Source organism: Gordonia liuliyuniae, from assembly GCF_021738805.1.
Classification (GTDB): domain Bacteria; phylum Actinomycetota; class Actinomycetes; order Mycobacteriales; family Mycobacteriaceae; genus Gordonia; species Gordonia liuliyuniae.
Genome location: NZ_JAKKOR010000011.1, coordinates 246,604 through 264,765, shown reverse-complemented (window position 1 = coordinate 264,765; position 18,162 = coordinate 246,604). Strand labels below are relative to the sequence as shown.

18 protein-coding genes are annotated in these 18,162 nt (G+C 66.6%); 4 read left to right on the top strand and 14 right to left on the bottom strand.

The annotated features are described in order from the left end of the window. The 3 genes from L5G33_RS15305 to rpmF form a co-directional block, all read right to left on the bottom strand. Positions 1-1,506, bottom strand: coding sequence for an aldehyde dehydrogenase family protein (locus tag L5G33_RS15305; protein WP_236999049.1), 1,506 nt, complete (start codon positions 1,504-1,506; stop codon positions 1-3). Beyond that, positions 1,503-3,677, bottom strand: coding sequence for a choline BCCT transporter BetT (gene betT / locus L5G33_RS15300; protein ID WP_236999048.1), 2,175 nt, complete (start codon positions 3,675-3,677; stop codon positions 1,503-1,505). The genes L5G33_RS15305 and betT overlap by 4 nt, the downstream gene beginning before the upstream one ends. Before the next feature lie 200 nt (positions 3,678-3,877). Then, the gene (gene rpmF, locus L5G33_RS15295) at positions 3,878-4,051 is read right to left on the bottom strand and encodes a 50S ribosomal protein L32 (RefSeq protein WP_236999047.1); all 174 of its coding nucleotides are present in this window, start codon (positions 4,049-4,051) and stop codon (positions 3,878-3,880) included. A gap of 197 nt (positions 4,052-4,248) precedes the next feature. Between rpmF and L5G33_RS15290 the strand changes: the two genes are divergently transcribed. Then, positions 4,249-5,181, top strand: a complete 933-nt coding sequence (locus L5G33_RS15290) for an AEC family transporter (protein ID WP_236999046.1) — start codon at positions 4,249-4,251, stop codon at positions 5,179-5,181. A 30-nt stretch (positions 5,182-5,211) separates the two neighbouring features. On the opposite strand, the gene L5G33_RS15285 is transcribed toward L5G33_RS15290, so the two are convergent. From L5G33_RS15285 to L5G33_RS15245, 9 genes are all read right to left on the bottom strand, one after another. Further along, the gene (locus tag L5G33_RS15285) at positions 5,212-6,150 is read right to left on the bottom strand and encodes an endonuclease/exonuclease/phosphatase family protein (protein WP_236999045.1); all 939 of its coding nucleotides are present in this window, start codon (positions 6,148-6,150) and stop codon (positions 5,212-5,214) included. A 35-nt stretch (positions 6,151-6,185) separates the two neighbouring features. Next, a complete protein-coding gene (locus tag L5G33_RS15280) occupies positions 6,186-6,764 on the bottom strand; it encodes a mismatch-specific DNA-glycosylase (RefSeq protein WP_236999044.1) in 579 nt (192 codons plus the stop codon). Next, the gene (locus L5G33_RS15275) at positions 6,761-8,731 is read right to left on the bottom strand and encodes a VWA domain-containing protein (protein ID WP_236999167.1); all 1,971 of its coding nucleotides are present in this window, start codon (positions 8,729-8,731) and stop codon (positions 6,761-6,763) included. Before L5G33_RS15275 ends, L5G33_RS15280 begins: the two co-directional genes overlap by 4 nt. Further along, positions 8,721-10,166, bottom strand: a complete 1,446-nt coding sequence (locus tag L5G33_RS15270; RefSeq protein WP_236999043.1) for a magnesium chelatase ATPase subunit I — start codon at positions 10,164-10,166, stop codon at positions 8,721-8,723. Before L5G33_RS15270 ends, L5G33_RS15275 begins: the two co-directional genes overlap by 11 nt. 78 nt (positions 10,167-10,244) lie before the next feature. After that, positions 10,245-11,177 (bottom strand): TauD/TfdA dioxygenase family protein, encoded by a 933-nt coding sequence (locus L5G33_RS15265; protein WP_236999042.1) that lies wholly within the window; start codon positions 11,175-11,177, stop codon positions 10,245-10,247. A 56-nt stretch (positions 11,178-11,233) separates the two neighbouring features. Further along, positions 11,234-11,797 carry a DinB family protein gene (locus L5G33_RS15260; RefSeq protein ID WP_236999041.1) on the bottom strand — a complete coding sequence of 188 codons (564 nt, stop codon included), beginning with the start codon at positions 11,795-11,797 and terminating at the stop codon, positions 11,234-11,236. Continuing rightward, positions 11,794-12,276: an SRPBCC family protein gene (locus L5G33_RS15255; protein ID WP_236999040.1), complete on the bottom strand. Its 483-nt coding sequence runs from the start codon at positions 12,274-12,276 to the stop codon at positions 11,794-11,796. The genes L5G33_RS15260 and L5G33_RS15255 overlap by 4 nt, the downstream gene beginning before the upstream one ends. After that, positions 12,273-12,632, bottom strand: a complete 360-nt coding sequence (locus L5G33_RS15250) for an ArsR/SmtB family transcription factor (protein ID WP_236999039.1) — start codon at positions 12,630-12,632, stop codon at positions 12,273-12,275. The genes L5G33_RS15255 and L5G33_RS15250 overlap by 4 nt, the downstream gene beginning before the upstream one ends. Positions 12,633-12,735: 103 nt before the next feature. Further along, positions 12,736-13,119, bottom strand: coding sequence for a YchJ family protein (locus L5G33_RS15245; RefSeq protein WP_236999038.1), 384 nt, complete (start codon positions 13,117-13,119; stop codon positions 12,736-12,738). A gap of 92 nt (positions 13,120-13,211) precedes the next feature. On the opposite strand from L5G33_RS15245, the gene L5G33_RS15240 reads away from it, so the two are divergent. The 3 genes from L5G33_RS15240 to L5G33_RS15230 are packed head-to-tail and all read left to right on the top strand — an operon-like array spanning position 13,212 to position 15,216. Further along, entirely contained in the window at positions 13,212-13,595 is a 384-nt protein-coding gene (locus L5G33_RS15240; protein WP_236999037.1) for a GntR family transcriptional regulator, read from the top strand. Next, entirely contained in the window at positions 13,592-14,500 is a 909-nt protein-coding gene (locus tag L5G33_RS15235) for an ATP-binding cassette domain-containing protein (RefSeq protein ID WP_236999036.1), read from the top strand. The genes L5G33_RS15240 and L5G33_RS15235 overlap by 4 nt, the downstream gene beginning before the upstream one ends. Next, positions 14,497-15,216: a hypothetical protein gene (locus L5G33_RS15230; RefSeq protein ID WP_236999035.1), complete on the top strand. Its 720-nt coding sequence runs from the start codon at positions 14,497-14,499 to the stop codon at positions 15,214-15,216. The genes L5G33_RS15235 and L5G33_RS15230 overlap by 4 nt, the downstream gene beginning before the upstream one ends. Positions 15,217-15,887: 671 nt before the next feature. Here the strand turns inward: L5G33_RS15230 and purH are convergent. Both purH and purN read right to left on the bottom strand, forming a co-directional pair. Further along, positions 15,888-17,471: a bifunctional phosphoribosylaminoimidazolecarboxamide formyltransferase/IMP cyclohydrolase gene (gene purH, locus L5G33_RS15225; RefSeq protein ID WP_236999034.1), complete on the bottom strand. Its 1,584-nt coding sequence runs from the start codon at positions 17,469-17,471 to the stop codon at positions 15,888-15,890. Continuing rightward, positions 17,468-18,097, bottom strand: coding sequence for a phosphoribosylglycinamide formyltransferase (gene purN, locus L5G33_RS15220; protein ID WP_236999033.1), 630 nt, complete (start codon positions 18,095-18,097; stop codon positions 17,468-17,470). The genes purH and purN overlap by 4 nt, the downstream gene beginning before the upstream one ends. Positions 18,098-18,162 lie beyond the last annotated feature (65 nt).

Here is an 18,162-nt window from a genome sequence, read left to right as displayed (position 1 = left end):
CTAGTTCTCCTCGCTCGTCCGGTCGGCGAACCAACCGGTCACTTCGGGGGCGATGTTCTGGTAGACGTGCTTGGCTTCCCGGTACTCGTCGAGCCCGGTGGGGCCGAGTTCGCGTCCGACACCGGACTGCCCGAACCCGCCCCACTCGGCCTGCGGCAGGTACGGGTGGAAGTCGTTGATCCACACGGTGCCATGCCGCAGCCGGTTCGCGACACGCTGAGCCTTGCCCGCGTCCTGCGTCCACACGGCACCCGCGAGACCATAGATCGTGTCGTTCGCGGTCGTGACGGCGTCGTCCTCGTCGGTGAAAGTCTCCACGGTGACTACCGGGCCGAACGCTTCGTCGACGACGACGGACATACCGCGCCGCACCTGGTCCAGGACGGTCATCTGATAGTAGAAGCCCGCATCGAGATCACTGGAACCCGATGTGCCGGTGGCGAACCCACCACCGCACCGAAGGCGGGCGCCATCAGCGACGCCCGCCTGGACGTACGCGTGGACCTTGTCGCGGTGGGCCGCCGAGATCAGGGGGCCGGTCTCCGCCGCCTCATCGAACGGTCCACCGAGCCGGATCTGCCCAGCCCGCTCCACGAGCGCGTCGACGAACTTCTCGGCGATCGACTCTTCGACGACGAGTCGCGCGCCCGCCGAGCACACCTGTCCGGAATGGACGAACGCGGCGTTGAGCGCATTGTCGACGGCGGCGTCGAAGTCGGCGTCGGCGAACACCACGTTGGGGTTCTTGCCGCCGAGTTCCAGCGCGACCTTCTTGACGGTCGGCGCCGCCGACGCCGCGATCACCCGACCGGTCACCAACCCTCCGGTGAACGAGACCATGTCGACGTCCGGGTGCGCGGACAACGGGGCGCCCGCCTGCGCGCCCGCACCGGTGACCAGGTTCGCGACGCCCGCGGGCAGCCCGAGATCGTCGAGCAGCCGCATCGTCAAGATCGCGGTGTGCGGCGTCAGCTCGGCGGGTTTGAGAACGAACGAGCAACCGGCGGCGAGCGCGGGGCCGATCTTCCACGCGGCCTGCAGCAGCGGATAGTTCCACGGTGTGATCAGCCCGCAGACACCCACCGGCTCGTACTGGATGCGACTGACGACTGACTCCGAGCCCGCGTCGACCAGCCGGCCCGCATCCTTCGACGCGACTTCGGCGAAGTAGTCGAAGCAGTTGACGATGTCGTCCATGTCGATGCGTGCTTCGACGATCCGCTTGCCGGTGTCGAGGGCCTCGGCGCGCGAGAACTCCTCGTGGCGTTCCCGGATGCCGTCGGCGAGCTTCGCCAACAGTCTGCCGCGTTCGCCCGCAGGCACCGACGCCCACCGCCGGTCGTCGAATGCGCGACGCGCGGCCGCGATGGCCCGTTCGGTGTCGACGGCACTCGCCTCGCTTACGGTCGCCACCAGCGTCCCGTCGGCCGGGCACCGAATGTCCCGGGTGGCGCCGTCGGCCGCGGCCTCCCACCGTCCGTCGATGAACAGGGTCTGTGCGCTCACGATTCCTCCTTCGCCGGGGATGCGGTCCCGGCCTCTGCCGCGGGTTCGGTCTCTGTGGTCGCCGGGTCGGGCCCGTTGTCGAAATCGGCCGACCAGTCGGTGACGTTCTCGCCGACGATCGTCGCGGTGTCGCCGCCGACTATCTCCAAGTAGTGCAGGTGACGCTCGTAGTGGTCGAGCACGTTGGAGCTGATCTGCGCTTCGGTGAGCCCGTACACGTCGAACCCCTCACTGCCCTGCGCGGTGAACACTTCGAGCCGGAAGAACAGGTCGCCGGCGTCTGGTGAACGGCCGAATACTGGTGTCGGGTGCCGGGTCGGATACACCTGGTAGTGGAATGTGCGGCCACCGCCGAAGTCGACGTCGAGGTGGTAGCTCGTCAGGTCGTAAGCGTCGACGTGGGCCGACCCGGTCGTCGCGTCCATCCCCGCCTGTACGAGTTCGTCGACGACGTCCGCCAGCGCGGGCCGCACGATCGACTCCGAGAATCCTCGAACGTCGTCGGCGTCGGGGTACTGCACGAGCCGTTTCACCCGTTGCCGCCAGTTCAATGCGGTGCCGCCCGACGATCGGTGCGAGAGAGCATGGGTGAGCGCGCTCCGCCGCGAATCCACCCAGTCTCCTTCGGCCTGCAACGCTCGGAAAAGGCCGAGCATCATCAGTGCGACGACCACCGCGAACGGCAACCCCATGATCACCGTCGCGTTCTGCAAGGTGGTGATGCCGCCGATCAACAGCATCGCCATGGTCAGCAGGCCGGTCACCACCGCCCAGAAGATGCGCACCCAGCGCCCCGCGTCGGAGTCGTTGTCGGTGACGTGGGAGCTGAAGTGTGCCATCACGAGAGCGCCCGAGTCGGCGCTCGTGATGTAGAACAGCATGCCGGTGAACGTCGCGATCACGACGAGCACGGTCGCACCGGGGTACTCGTGCAAGAGTGCGTAGAACCCCTCCTCGGGAGTGTTGACCGCAGTGTCCGCGAAACCCTTGTTGCCACGGGCGATCTCCAGCGCGCTGTTTCCGAAGATCGAAATCCAGATGACGATGAACACGAACGGAATGGTCAGCGTGCCGAACACGAACTGACGGATGGTGCGGCCGCGGGAGATCCGCGCCAGGAACAGCCCGACGAAGGGTGCCCACGCGATCCACCAGGCCCAGAAGAAGAGCGTCCACGTCGCTTTCCAGTCGCCGGTGTCCTCGTAGGCGAACGTGTCGAGCGCCATCGAGGGGAACCGGCTGGCGAAGTCGCCAACGTTCTGGACCAGCGCATTCATCAGGTATGTCGTAGATCCGGCGATCAGAATGAACAGCAGGAGACCGAGCGCGATGATCACGTTTATCTCGGAGAGCCGCTTGACGCCCTTGTCGACGCCCGAGACCGCCGAAAGCGTCGCGATCGCTACTGCGACCACGATGAGCCCAGCTTGCGCCCAATGGCTCTGCGCGATCCCGAACAAGTCCTCGAGGCCCACGTTGAGCTGCGCCACCCCGATGCCCAGGCTCGTCGCCAACCCGAAGATGGCTCCGAGGAGCGCGGCGATGTCGACGGAGTCGCCGAGGATGCCATCGAGTCGGTCGCCGAAGATCGGCCGCAGCCCCGATCGCAGAGACAGTGGCTGATTGTAGCGGTAAGCGAAATAGCCGAGCGACATCCCGATGAGGGCGTACAGGCTCCACCCGATGATCCCGTAGTGGAACAGGGTCCAGACGACGGCTTGTCGCGTGGCCTCGACAGTCTGGCCGTCGCCCGTCGGCGGGCTCATCCACTGTGTCACGGGTTCGGCGACCGAAAAGAACATGAGGTCGATGCCGATACCCGCCGCGAACAGCATCGCCGTCCACGAGAACAGGTTGTAGACGGGCTTGGAGTGATCAGGACCGAGTTTCACCCCGCCGACGCGAGAGAGCGCTGCCCAGACGACGAACAGGACGACGGCCACGACCAGCCCGATGTAGAACCAGCCGAGTTCGTCCGCGACCCAGGTGACCGCGGACTGGATCACCCGATCTGCGCCATCGGCGTCGATGAAGGCCCACACGATGATGCCGATGATGCCTGCGCTGGCGCCGACGAACACTCTCTTGTTGACCGGTATGGCGGGGGCCTTGGTGACCGGGCTTGGCGGATCGAGCGCCCCGTCCGATATCGACGCTGGATCAGTTCCCACAGGTCAACCCCCACCTTCTCACTATCGCCACCGCACCGGGTCGCTGGCTTCGTCCCACGCCCACGCTACTGACGGACGGCGCCGCATATCGGCGGGGTTCCGTTACCTATGGGTTTTGGTAATGCTAAACGGGCTGGGGCCGACGAGCTGGACGCTCGTCGGCCGCAGCCGGTGACACTGATTAGTCGTCGCGAGTGGTCTCAGCGACGGTCGAGATCGACGAGGCCGAGTTTCACGGCCTTGACCAGGCGACGCGGCACGCGCTGCGTGACGCCGTTGATCTTCTCTTCCTGCAGCGGAGCATTGTCTGCCTTCCACTGCGAACGACGGCTACGGGTGTTCGCCCGCGACATCCGGCGCTTCGGTACTGCCATGGTTCTCGCCCTTCCTCACGTTCGGCGCGGGCATGGGTCCGGGTCTGTCCCGACCCGCCTCACCCGCTGATCGCCTGTATCCACGGCAATCCGACCGCGGCACACAACCCGAACAGATTAACCGGCCGGAGGCTCACATGGCAAAACGGGACGGGCGGGACCTTCCACATGGGTGGCCGGCACCTACCATTACGCGGGTGTCAGGCGTCGTCTCCGGGTTCACCGTGATCTTCCTCGTCGTCGGTCTCGGCTACATTCTGGGCCGGACCGGCACCCTCGGCGAACACGCGTCCACCACGCTGGCCAGACTCGTCTTCTTCATCTGCACGCCAGCGCTTCTGGTCTACTCGCTGGCCACGAGCGACCTGTCGGCCGTCTTCTCCTCGACGCTCGCCATCGCGTCGATCACCGCGGTCTCGGTCGGACTCGTCTACCTCGTCACCGCACGCCTGTGGCTGCGGCGGGAGCTTCCCGAACTGGTGATCGGCGCGCTCTCGTCGTCGTATGTGAACTCCGTCAACCTCGGCCTGCCGATCGCGATCTTCGTCCTGGACGACGAGTCGTTCATCGCGCCGCTCCTACTGTTCCAGATCGTCTTCTATTCACCCGTCGCGCTGGCGGCCCTCGACCTGACCGCGCTCGACGCGTCGACGCGGACGTCGGTCTGGAAGACGATCTCAGTACCGTTGCGCAACCCGATCCTGATCGGCGGAGCGATCGGCCTGATCGTGTCGCTCACCGGGTGGACGCCGCCGGAGGCGGTCCTGGAATCGGCGAACATGCTCGGCCAGGCGTCCGCTCCCCTCGCTCTCCTCGCGTTCGGGCTCACGTTGACTGGCACCACCGTGTTCAAGAAGGGCGAGAGCCCGCGGCGTGACGTGGTGCTCGTGTCGATACTCAAGATGATCGCGATGCCGGTGATCGCGTACGCGACGGCACGCTGGATGTTCGGGCTCACCGGCCACCGGCTGTTCGCCCAGGTCGTGATCGCGGCCCTGCCGACTGCGCAGAACGTCCTCGTGTACGCGACCCGTTACCGGCGCGGCGAGATCCTCGCCCGTGACTCGGCGCTGGTCACGACGGTGCTGGCGATTCCGGTCATCGCGGTGACGGCGTGGCTCCTGACGTAATCGCCGATCGTGGCCGAGTCGGGCGGGGCCTCACCCGACGTGCGCGAGCACCGCTTTATGGTCGGTGCCGGGCACGTCGTGCGACGTCACGTCCGCCGCAGACAGCCCTCGGACGAGGACATGGTCGATGCCGACCATCGCCGGGAACCATTTGTCGGTCGGATATGTCGGCAGCCAGCCGACGCCGGCGATCTCCCCCGCGTCGCGGTATCCGCCGGTCAGCACCTGCCGGAACCGCGCGTGATCGAGGGTCGAGTTAAAGTCGCCCATCGCGATCACCGGGCGATTCTCGGGCGCATCGTGCACGATCTCGTCGATCCGTCCGAGTTCGGATCCCCACTGCGGCGCGATGGTCGGCGGCACCGGGTGCAGCGCGAACACCTGCACGTCACCTCGCCCGGGAACGGCGACGACAGCAGAAAGCTGGTTGAAGACGAACCTCTGATACTCGACCTCGTCCGACAGCGGGTACCGACTGTATAGGGCGGTCCCCTCCGCTCCCGACCCGGCCCGCACGAAACCGTGCGGCAGATCGTCGGCGATACTCGACGCGGCGATCCGATCCGCCTCGTCGCTAGTCAATTCCTGGACGGCGAGCACATCCACCCGATTGTCCCGAACCAGGCGCGCCAGTTGGTCGACGTCGCCCTCCCCGAACATGACGTTGGACGTCAGCACCGTGATCGGTTCTCCGGACAGCGCGTCCGCCGCGGCGAAGTACTGCGCTTGCACGCCGATCGCGGCGACGGCGACGGCGACGGCGAGTCCGACTCGCCACCATGCACGCGTCGCCCCCAGACACGCGAGAGCGAGCACCACGGACACACCGACGATGACCGGCGACACGGATGCGATCGCGACGATCGGGACCTGCGACGTCGGCCAGAAATACAGTGCCAGAGCCACCGCGGCGACGATAAGTGCGACGGTTCCGATGATGTTCGCCGTCCAGCGAAGAATCTCCCCCATGCCCATATTGTGCCTGTGCCGCCGTCGCGACTCTTCTACGAGACGGCACCTCGCCGCAGGCCGGCCGCCACCGCGGCCTCCCGGTACGCGCGCGCCAGCGACGCGACACTCTCGTGGGCGTTGAGGCCGCTCGGATTCGGCAGTACCCACAGGCTCGCCCCCGCCACCCCCTCCGGCTGCTCTCCGACGGTCGCCTTCGGGGCCGAGAACGCCGTCCGGTAGGCGGTGACGCCGAGGACCGCCAGCACTCGTGGACGCACCCGTTCGACGGTCCGCACCAGTTGCTCACCGCCCCTGACGAATTCGTCGCGAGTCAGGTCGGAGGCTTTCGCCGTCGCACGAGCCACCACATTGGTGATCCCGACGCCTGCACCGATGAGCGCGGCCTTGTCGGCCGCCCTCATCCCGTCGGACGCGTCGATCAGGTGGTCGGTGATACCCGCCGCATACAACGCCGGGTAGAACCGGTTACCCGGCCGCGCGAAATGCGCGCCCGTCGCCGCCGTCCACAACCCTGGGTTGATACCGGAGATCAGGAGGCGGCATCCAGGACCGATCAGATCCGGGACGCTCGTGCCTGCGAACGCGAGGAGTTCAGCGCGCGTGAAACTCACCGTGCGCGTCGGGCCCGCAGATAGTCGCCGACCACCGCGGCGCCCAGCCCGTCGATATCCGGTGCGACGACGCGTCCGCCGATCCGGCGGGCGATGCGGTCCACGAAGTTCGCCAGACCGGGATCCTCGCCCAGTCGGAAGAACGTGATCTGCGTGCCCATCCGCGAGAGGAGGTCGAGTTCGCGCACCGTGAGCCCAATGGTCTGCGGGTGCGGCGGATACCAGAAGAACGCCTCGCCATCCGGCTCCAAATGAGCGGTCGGCTCACCGTCCGTCACGATCAACAGCACGGGCTGCGCGTTCGGGAACCGGCGAAGATGCCGGTGTGCCAGCATGAGCGCGTGGTGCAGGTTAGTGCCCTGCTCCATCCTCGGCTCCAGACCCGTCAACTCGTCGACCGTCGTCGACCGCGCATGCCTGCCGAACTCGATGAGATGCAGCTCGTCGGATCGGAACCGCGTCGAGATCAACTGGTTCAACGCCAGAGCCGTCCGCTTCATCGGCGTCCACCGACCCTCCATGACCATGGAGAACGACGTGTCGACGAGCAGGACGACGGCGGCCTGCGTCCGGGCTTCGGTCTCAGTGACCTCCACGTCCCGGACATCGATTCGGACCCCGTCGGCGGGGTCATCGCCGTCGGCGGCCGTCCGCACCACCGCGTTCGTCACTGTCCGCGTCACATCCCACGGCTCGGTGTCGCCGAACGCCCATTCGCGGGTCGCACCGGTCGGCTCGCCGAGCCTGCCCGCGAGGTCGGTGCGCCGGTCGCCGCCGCGAGAGGAGAGCTGCGCCGCGACATCACGGAGGATCGCCTGCCCGAGTCGGCGCATCGCCTTCGGGCTGAGTTTCAGGCTCCCGTCCTGGTCGCGTCGGAAGAACCCCTGGTCACGGAGTGCCTTCTCCAGCTCGGACAGGGTTCGTGCGTCGGCTGCGGCCTCGTCACCCAGCTGTCGAGCCAGCGCATCGAGGTCGATGTCTTCCATCTGCGCGCCCGCATAGCCTTGGGAGAGTTGCTCGGCGAGTTGTTCGAGTTCGCCGATGTCGCGCAGTGCGGCGGCCCCCTCCCCCATGCCCATCGGATTGTCGCCGGAGAACTCCTGCGACCCGCCCCAGTCCAGATCGGGACGCGCCTGACGGAGTGCGTCGTCCATCTGTCCGAGGGCGCTCATCAGTTCGGGCGACCCGAACGCCTGCTGGGACAACTCAGCCAGCTCGGCCTGCTGCTCGGGGGTGAGCGAATTGAAGAACTGCTGAGCGGCGGCGGACCGTCGCGCCAGCGCGTCGATCAGTTCGTCGATGTTCTCCGGGTCTTCGGGGAAGAACTCGCCATGCTTGTCCATGAACTCATCGAAGTCGGCCTGTGTGTCCTGTCCGGCGTTGTGCTTGGCGAGCAGGTCGTTGAGGTCGCCGAGCATGTCGGTGATCTGCTGCCGATCTTCGTCGCTCGCGCCCTCAAGCGCCTGCTTCATCCCGGCGAACCGCTGGTCGAGCGCCTCGCGGCCGAGGAGGTCGGAGATCTTCTCGTAGTCGGCGCGCGCCTGCGGACTGCGCCAGTCGTAGTCGGCGAGTTCACGGACGGCTTGGGCCGTCGACGCCGGCAAGCTGCCGATCTGCATCTCGGCGAAACGTGCGTCGTCGTCGAGGTCGCGGGCGAGCTGCTTGCGTTCGTTGAGGACCGCTGAGTCGAGGAGTTCTCTGATCTCGTCGAACGTCCCGTCGAGGTTGCGGCTGCGGAGCAGTTCCCTGCGGCGCCGGTTCGCTTCCTCCGCGAGCCGGTCGAGTCCACGATTCGACGGTCCGCCGCGCCGCAGGAACTCGCGCATCGCGCGCTCGGGCGAGACGCCCTCCATCACGTCGTCGCCGATCGCGCGCAACGCCTCCCGCAGGTCGACCGGAGGCGCGAGCGGGTCCGGTCCACCCGTATAGCGGCTGTACCGGGAGCGGTGGAAACCCTTACGCGCCATCGCGTTCGAGTTCGTCATCGGACGCGGCCACCGAATAGGCGGTGCGACCGTAGTCGTCCTCGTCCTTGCCGATACGACGTGCCAGATAAAGCCCTTCCAACGCCAATTCGATAGCGCTGGCACGCTCGGCCAGTTCGATGGCGTCGAGTCGGCCTGCGATGTCGTCGACGACCTTGTGGACCTCGGCCGAATCACCGATCGCGTCGACGACGTCGGCGGCGGGGACCCGGTCACCGGTCAGGACGGGATGCCCGGAGTCGAGGGCCTCGACGAGCGGGCGCATGTCGATGCCGCCAAGATGTGCCCGGACTACGTCAGCGACGGACTTGCGGAGCAGATAGTCGAGGATCTCGACCTCGCGCCCCTCCTCACCCGACTCGAACTCGACCTTGCCGCGCAACACTTCGATGACCGACTGGAGGTCCACCGGACGCGCAACAGGCAGCTCTTCGCCGGTCACCGCTGCCCGGTGCAGCGCCGCCGCAGCCACCGTTTCAGCTGCGGCGATCGAAAAGCGTGCGGAGACACCGGACCGTTGATCTATCGACGGATGCTCGCGGGCGTACCGAGTGAACCGCGCGAGCGCCTCGACGAGGTACGTCGGGACCGTCGCGACGAGGTCGGCTTCCTGCTCGACGACGTCGATCTCGTCGTCCAGGTCGAGCGGATAATGGGTGCGGATCTCGGCGCCGAACCGGTCCTTGAGTGGGGTGATGATGCGACCGCGGTTGGTGTAGTCCTCCGGGTTGGCGCTCGCGGTGACGACGACGTCTAGCGGTAGGCGCAGGCTGTATCCGCGCACCTGGACGTCGCGTTCCTCCATCACGTTGAGCATCGAGACCTGAATGCGTTCGGCGAGATCAGGCAGTTCGTTGATGGCGATGATGCCGCGGTGCGAACGCGGGATCAGACCGAAGTGGATGGTCTCCGGGTCGCCGAGGCTGCGCCCTTCGGCTACCTTCATCGGGTCGATGTCGCCGACGAGGTCGGCGACCGAGGTGTCCGGTGTCGCGAGCTTCTCCCGGTACCGTTCGCTGCGGTGGCGCCAGTCGATCGGCAGATCGTCGCCGAGTACGTCGGCGCGACGGATCGACTCGGGGAGGATCGGCTCGTACGGATGCTCGTCGAGATCGGATCCGGCGATCACCGGTGTCCACTCGTCGAGCAGGCCGACGAGCGTGCGCAGGAGCCGCGTTTTGCCTTGGCCGCGTTCGCCGAGCATGACGATGTCGTGTCCGGCGATCAGCGCGCGTTCGACCTGTGGGATCACCGTGTCGTCGAAGCCGACGAGGCCGGGCCACGGGTCATCACCGTTCCGGAGTGCGGTCAACAGGTTGTTTCGGATCTCGTCGCGCACACCGCGCTGTACGTGATCGGACGCGCGAAGTTCGCCGAGAGTTGTGATCTGGGGCGGGTTGGTGGATTGATCTGCCACCTGTTCCACGCTACTCGCACTCTCGTGATCGGTTCGCCCGCAACGGGAATTCCGGCCTACGGGCGAGCATTCCGCAAGTCACCACTGATTGGGGTCGTCACCGAACGGCTCGATGAGTCCCTGCGGCCCGACGGGTCGGTCGCCGCGGAGCGTGACGCGGTGCATGACGCGACGCTGCGTGTAGTCACGATTCGCATAGTGGGCGGTGCTCCGGTTGTCCCAGAGGACGACATCGCCGAGGCTCCATCGGTGCCGAACCACATGTTCGGGCTTGGTGAGGTGCGCATAGAACGCATCGAGCAACCCGCGGCTCTCCGCCTCGGACACACCCTCGATGTGTGAGGTGAAGCCGGGATTCACGAACAAGGACTTGCGTCCGGTCTCCGGGTGGATGCGGACCACCGGCTGCCGGACGGGCCGCAGGCTCGTCACCTCTTCGCCGTCCCACAGGTTGCCTCGGCCCTCGCGACGCTGCCGCAGGTAGTAGCCGAACTCACGGTTGCCGTCGTGCACGGCGACCAACTCGTCGGCGGCCCGCTGCAACGGCGACGACAGGGACGCGTACGCAGCCTCGGCGTCGGCCCAGTTGGTGTCGCCGCCCAACTCGGGCAGTACCAGCGGACGCAGAATCGATGCGGCGGGCGGACGCGGCATGAACGTGACGTCGGTGTGCCAGACGTCGGCGAACCCGTTGTCGGTGCTGTCGAGCGAGTACACCTCGTCCGGTACGTCGCCGCTGTCCCACACCGGATGTCCAGCCGTCAGCTCCCCGAGTCGGGCGGCGAACTCGACGTGGTGCGCGTCCTCGAGGTCCTGGCCTCGCAGCACGAGGACCTTGTACTCGGCGAGTGCGACGCGCACGGCAGCGATCTGAGAGTCGGTCGCCGACGCGATGTCGATGCCCGAGATCTCGGCGCCGTGCGACGGTCCGAGTCGGGCGACGTCGATTTCGACGCCGGAGGTGACGCCCGACGAGACGGGGCGGTCGGTGGCCGCAGCGGTGATGGTCATGATTCGAGGATGTCCGAGGAGCCCCCGAGGCAGAAGCCTTTTGCCTGCGGTGCGTTTTAATCCGCGAAACGCGGGTCACGTCCGATGAACGCGGCCAGCGCGACCGCGGGATCGACGTCGCTCGACACCGGGTACGCGGGACCGTACTGGCCGCTCGAACGCAGCATGTCCTCCAGCGGTCCCATCCCGGCGAGCAGGTCGGCAGCGAAATCGTGATCGAGATCTGGGCGACGCCCACCGGCTTGGGCGAGGTCCCACGTGTGCATGAACACGTCGGCGGTGTAGAACCGGTCGACCGCGTCGGCCAACGGCATGGTCCCGACGTACGGATGCGTGAAGTCACGCGCCGCATCGTCGCCGTCGAGCAGCCCCTGGATCTCAGCAGTGCGGGCCGCCCATGCGTCGACCGGGTCGTCGGCGGAGACTTCGGACAGTTCGACACCGCCGGCTTCCAGAAAGGCTGGGAACCACTCCACGAGGTGATCGACGACGGCGCGGGCCGTCCACTCCTCGACCGGACTGCGCGCCGACCAGTCCGTGGTCGCCGCAACCTCGTCGGCGAATCCGGCGGCGACGATGCGGTGTCGTTCGGCGGGTGAGGCGTTGCTGACGGCGCTCACACCTCCCCCTCGGCGAGCAGATCGTCGAGCTTCGCGTACCCCTGGTCGACGCCGACCTCCATACCCGACGCCAGCCAGGCGTCGCGCCCTTCGAAGCTGTCGACCAGCGACTGAGCGTGCAGCCGCGTACGTCCGTCGCCGAGGTCCTCGAATCGAAGTGTCTCGAGTGACACGTCGTCCGGCATGCCTTCGAAGGTGAACGTCTGAACGATGACGTCGTCGCTGATCGTGTGGAAGCAACCGCGGAAACCGTACTCCTCACCGTCGCGGCCTGCGACATAACGCCATTCCCCTCCGTTGCGGGCGTCCCAGGCGACAATGCGGGTGTCCATCCCGTCCGGTCCGACCCACCGCGCGAACAGTTCCGGGTCGACATGCGCTCTGAGTAGTTGCGCGGGGGTGGCCGCGAAGTCGCGGGTGATGCGGATGAGCGGAAGGCTCGGGTCGGCGTCGATCGACGCCGGTGTGTGCGTGTTCATGATGCGTCCTCCTCGGGACTGGGTGTGTCGGATTCTCGGTTCATTTCCGCGAGCACGGCATCGAGCCGTTGATACCTCTCCTCCGCCCGCCTGCGGTAGCGCTCGATCCATTTGGTCATCAGGTCGAACACCTCGGCCTCTAGATGAACGGGCCGACGTTGCGCCTCGCGGCTGCGTGTCACCAGCCCCGCGTCTTCGAGGACGCGAAGGTGCCGCGATACGGCCTGCAGGCTCACGTCGTACGGCTGAGCCAGTTCGTTCACCGTGGCATCAGCCGTGGTCAACCGGGCGACGATGTCCCGCCGGGTGGGGTCAGACAAAGCCGAGAACACTCGGGACAACTGGTCGTCAGACATCGTCCACACTCCTTATTCAATCTCCCGGTTGAATATAACTACACACCTGCGACCATTTATTGTCAACCGGTTGGTTGAATACAGCTTCCCCGCCGACCGCGGGTCAGCGATGAGTGCCGGACACGTAGTACCAGCAACCGTCGACGCGCTCGAAGGCGCTGCGCTCACGGAGTTCACCCCGACCGTCGGCATCGCGATAGACGGCGACGAACTCCACCACCCCGCTCCGATGAAACGGCGACCCGTCGAGCACGTCGATGATCGTCAGATAGAGCCACCGCGCCTGCGGATCGATCGGGCACGACGGCGGCCTGACGTCGGGATGCCACGTGGCGAGCAGGTACGACTCGTCGCCGACAGCAAACGCCGTGAACCTGCTGCGCATCAACGCCTCCGCACTCGGCGGGGCCGCCTCCCCCGACAGGTAACGACCGCAGCACGCCGCAACCGTTTCGCCACTTCCGCACGGGCATCGTCGTTCGTCCACGACAGCCAGGCTGCCACAACCCTCTTGACACACCCCCGACCCGGTGCGATGGTTAGTTAGTCAACTAACTAACCAAAGAACAGGGGGTGCTCATGATTGACGACGGACGAGCCCTCTTCCAACAGATCGCGGAGAACGTCTCCGACTCGATCATCGACGGCAGCCTCGCGGAGGAGACCCGCGCACCCTCGACCAACGAGTTGGCCGCGTTCTACCGAATCAATCCCGCAACCGCAGCGAAGGGCGTCAACATGCTGGTCGACAAGGGAGTCCTCTACAAACGACGCGGCGTCGGAATGTTCGTGTCGGCCGGTGCTCGCGACCTGCTCCGTCGCGAACGCCAGGAATCGTTCGCGGACCACTTCATCGAACCGCTACTCAACGAAGCCGACCGACTCGGCTTGACGCCAGACGATCTCGTCACGCTGATCCAAAACCGAGCGCCCCAGCACTCTTCGAAAGGAGACGCACGATGACCAGCACCTCAACCCGCACATCGGCGGTCAGCGCCCGCGGCCTCACCAAGCGATACGGCAAGACCGTCGCCCTCGACTCCGTCGACTTCGACATCCCCGAGAACATCATCTGCGGGCTGTTCGGACGCAACGGTGCGGGTAAGACCACACTCATGTCGATCCTGACCGCGCAGAACTTCGCCACGTCGGGCCAGGCGTGGGTATACGGCGAGGAGCCGTACGAGAACTCTCGAGCACTGAGCCGCGTGTGCTTCGTCCGCGAGAGCCAGCGGTATCCCGACGACGCGCGCCCTGTGCACGCCTTCGCCGCTGCGCGCCTCTTCTTCCCGAACTGGGACGACGACTTCGCCCAGCAGTTGGTCGCCGAGTTTCGGCTCCCGCTCAAGACGAGGATCAAGAAGCTCTCCCGCGGACAGCTGTCTGCGGTCGGCGTGATCATCGGGCTCGCCTCACGCGCCGAGGTGACCTTCTTCGACGAGCCGTACCTCGGGTTGGACGCAGTGGCCCGACAGATCTTCTACGACCGTCTACTCGGTGACTACGCGGAGCATCCGCGCACCATCGTGCTGTCGAGCCACCTCATCGATGAGATCGCCGATCTCATCGAACGTGTGCTGGTGGTCGACGACGGTGCTCTCGTCCTCGATGAGGACGCCGACGCGCTCCGCGGCAGGGCGGTGACCGTCGTCGGGAATGCGGCCGCCGTCGACGAGTTCATCGCCGGCCGGGAGGAGTTGCACCGCGAGAACCTCGGACCGGTCGCGTCATCGACCGTTCTGGGCGCGCTCAGCAGCGACGACACGCGCCGACTCGAGCGGCTGCACCTGACGACGTCGTCGGTGTCGCTGCAGGAACTCATTGTCCGGTTCACTCAACACTCCGATCAGACGGGAGCCGTCCGATGACAACCACCGCGCCCGCGAATCGCACGTTCAACGTGATCCGCATGCAACTGCTCAACAAACAGACCTTCGTCTGGCTGCCGCTGTTGATCCTGGCCAGTTCGTTCGCAATTAGCATGATGATCTACGGCATCATCGTCTTCTCGGTCGACGACATGGACGAACCGATCTACGGGGGCGGGTCCCAGGCACCGCTCTGGTACTTCCTGGTGGTCGGTGTTCAGGCGTTGTCGTTCACGTTCCCGTTCTCGCAGGCCATGAGCATCACGCGCCGCGAGTACTTCCTTGGAACGTATGCGACGGCGATGCTCTCGTCGGCGGCCGTCGCCGTGACGTTCCTGGTCGGCGGACTCATCGAGCGGGCCACCGACGGGTGGGGCATCGACGGCTACTTCTTCTATCTGCCCTGGATCTGGGATCAGGGGCCGTTCGTCGCGCTGCTCATGTACTTCACGATCGCAATGTTCGCATTCGCCGTCGGGTTCTGGGGCACGACTCTCTACAAGCGGTTCGGCACCCTCTGGCTGGTGGTCACGGGCATGGCGATCGTCGTCGCGATCGTCCTGGCATGCCTGGTCGTCAGCCTCGCCGGCGGGTGGCCCGCAATCGGACGATGGATCGTCGACCTGCGGCCGATCGCCCTCGTCGGCATCGTGTTCGCGTTGGACCTTCTGTTCGCCGGAACGTCGTACCTCACGCTGCGGCGCGCAACGCCGTAGCGAGGTGCACACATGGTGTTGCACAACGGTCGTCTGAGGACCGTTGTGCAACACCATTCGTGCATCGGCTTCATAGCCTGCGAAGCGCCGGCGCACCCGCACGACCCGAGTGTCGCTCGGCGGCAGCGCTCAACTGCGGGACGGGTCACGACCTTCTTCTGCAGCATGCGGTCGGCGAAGGCCGAGCCGTCGCAGATCAGGACAGCCGTCAGGAGGACGGTCATCGGCAGCGCGGTGACGGCGATGCCATCGACCTCCGTGACATCGTCGGCGCAATATCCACGGCGTACGAGGTCCACATCACCGAGCGTCCACCTGCCCGGGCGCGGGACCTGGTCGGCGGCTAGCGTGATCAGCTCCGGAAGCGGTCGGATCAGACCGTGCAGCCAGGCCGCAGTGGTCCGGTCGGCTACAGCGTGGTGCGTCAGGACCGCCGACCGCACGAGCACCCGTTCCATCATCGGGTGGGAGGTACTGCGGTACAGCCCTTTCGCCGTAGCCCGCCATTCGTCTCTTGTCACGCGGCTACGGATCTGCCCGCGCGTCATTCCGAGCCTACGAGCTTGGTCCGCTGTGATGACGCCGTCGTGGTCAGCGAGGAATCGTGCGCGTTCTGTTGCACAACGGTCGGCTCACGACCGGTGTGCAACAGAATTCGTGCCGGTGCCAGCTCAGTGCGCGAAGTGGCGTGACCCGGTCAGGTACATGGTGATTCCCGCAGCCTTGGCCGCTTCGATCACCTCGTTGTCGCGGATCGATCCACCCGGCTGGACGACCGCGCGGACGCCGCCGTCGATCAACACCTGGAGGCCGTCGGGGAACGGGAAGAACGCGTCCGACGCACCGACCGAGCCCTTGGCGCGGTCGCCCGCACGGTTGACGGCCAGATGCGCCGAGTCGACGCGGTTGACCTGGCCCATGCCGACGCCGACGGACGCGCCGTCGGAGGCGAGGAGGATCGCGTTCGACTTGACGGCACGGCACGAACGCCACGCGAAGACGAGGTCGGCGAGGGTCTTCTCGTCGGCGGCTTCGCCGGTGGCGAGCGTCCAGTTGGCTGGATCGTCGCCTTCGGCGTCGATCACGTCGCGCTGCTGCACCAGCATGCCGCCAGAGACGGGACGCATCTCGGCGACCGCCGCGCTCGGCGCGTCGGCGACCAGGATGCGGACATTCTTCTTGCGCTGCAGGACTTCGACGGCGCCGTCCGCGTACGACGGGGCGATGACGACCTCGGTGAAGATCTCGGCGACCTGCTCGGCCATCTCGACGCTGACCTCACGGTTGGTGGCGATGACTCCGCCGTACGCGCTGACCGGGTCGCACGCGTGGGCGCGGCGGTGGGCTTCGGCGATGTCGGAGCCGACAGCGATACCGCACGGGTTGGCGTGCTTGATGATCGCCACCGCAGGCTGGGCGTGGTCATGGGCGGCACGCCACGCGGCGTCGCCGTCGGTGAAGTTGTTGAACGACATCGCCTTGCCGTGCAGCTGCTCGGCCTGCGCGAGACCCGCCGGTCCGGACGTGGACGTGTACAGCGCGGCCGCCTGGTGCGGGTTCTCGCCGTAGCGGAGCACGTCGGCACGCACCCAGGTCGCGCCGGCCCACACCGGGAAGACCGACGTCTGCTCGTCAGCATCGCTGCCGGAGCTCAGCGCGTCGCTGGACATCCAGGACGCGACCGCCACGTCGTAGTCTGCAGTGTGGCGGAACGCCTTGGCGGCCAGAGCTTTACGCTCGGCCAGGCTGAAGCCTCCCGCGGCGACCGCGGCAGCGACCTTCGCGTAGTCGGACGGGTCGACGACGACGCCCACCGACGGATGATTCTTCGCCGCAGCACGCACCATCGACGGGCCGCCGATGTCGATCTGCTCGACGCACTCGTCAGGGGATGCTCCGGAGGCGACGGTCTGGGTGAACGGGTACAGGTTCACCACGACGAGCTCGAACGGGGCGATGCCCAGCTCGTCGAGCTGTGCGAGGTGATCGGGTTTGCGGGTGTCGGCGAGGACCCCGGCGTGCACGCGCGGGTGCAGCGTCTTGACGCGACCCTCGAGGCATTCCGGGAAACCGGTCAGCTCACTGACTTCGATCACGGGGACGCCGACGCTCGCGATCGTCTTGGCGGTCGACCCGGTGGACACGATCTCGACGCCTGCTGCGTGGAGCGCGGTCGCGAGCTCGGTCAGTCCGGTCTTGTCGTAGACGCTGACCAGTGCGCGCCGCACGTCGCGGCGATCTGCAGTTGCGTTCACTTGAGGTGTGCCTTTCGTCCATCGGTGACAACGCCACGGGCGGCGAGCGCGTCCACCACTTCTGGTAGAAGTGCGCGCTCGACGATCTTGATGCGTTCGTGCAGGGTGGCCTCGGTGTCGTCGGGGGCCACCTCGACGATCCGTTGGGCCAGGATCGGTCCGGTGTCCACGCCGTCGTCGACGAGATGGACCGTGGTGCCGGTGACTTTGACGCCGTATGCGAGGGCGTCGGCCACCCCGTGCGCGCCCGGGAACGACGGCAGCAGCGCGGGGTGGGAGTTGACGACGGTTCCGCCGAAGCGCTGCAGGAACGCCGGTCCGAGGATCTTCATGAAACCCGCGGTCGCCACCCAGTCGGGCGAGAACGCGGCGACGGCATCGGTCAGGACGCTGTCCCAGGTCGCGCGGTCGGGGTGTTCGGTCAAGATGCATTCGACGACCGGGATGTCGGCATCGGCGGCGATCTGCATCGCCGGGCAGGCTCGGTCGACGACGACGCCGACCACCGTGAACGCGGCGTCGACGGATGCCGCACGATCGATGATCGCGGCGAGGAGCGTCCCGGCCCCTGACGCGAGGACCACGACGGGTGAGCGGTGCGCTGTGTCGTGGGGGGCGTCTGTCACGCACCCAAGTTTAGGGCATGGGTTTGAACAGTTCGGAGCGGTGTCGGACGAGGCCGCGGACCGGT

Coding starts and splice junctions, on each gene's coding strand:
- L5G33_RS15255 (WP_236999040.1), bottom strand. CDS start 12,276: ATGAACACGCACACACCGGCGTCGATCGACGCCGACCCGAGCCTTCCG.
- L5G33_RS15240 (WP_236999037.1), top strand. CDS start 13,212: ATGATTGACGACGGACGAGCCCTCTTCCAACAGATCGCGGAGAACGTC.
- rpmF (WP_236999047.1), bottom strand. CDS start 4,051: ATGGCAGTACCGAAGCGCCGGATGTCGCGGGCGAACACCCGTAGCCGT.
- L5G33_RS15230 (WP_236999035.1), top strand. CDS start 14,497: ATGACAACCACCGCGCCCGCGAATCGCACGTTCAACGTGATCCGCATG.
- L5G33_RS15235 (WP_236999036.1), top strand. CDS start 13,592: ATGACCAGCACCTCAACCCGCACATCGGCGGTCAGCGCCCGCGGCCTC.
- L5G33_RS15250 (WP_236999039.1), bottom strand. CDS start 12,632: ATGTCTGACGACCAGTTGTCCCGAGTGTTCTCGGCTTTGTCTGACCCC.
- L5G33_RS15265 (WP_236999042.1), bottom strand. CDS start 11,177: ATGACCATCACCGCTGCGGCCACCGACCGCCCCGTCTCGTCGGGCGTC.
- L5G33_RS15275 (WP_236999167.1), bottom strand. CDS start 8,731: ATGGCGCGTAAGGGTTTCCACCGCTCCCGGTACAGCCGCTATACGGGT.
- L5G33_RS15285 (WP_236999045.1), bottom strand. CDS start 6,150: ATGGGGGAGATTCTTCGCTGGACGGCGAACATCATCGGAACCGTCGCA.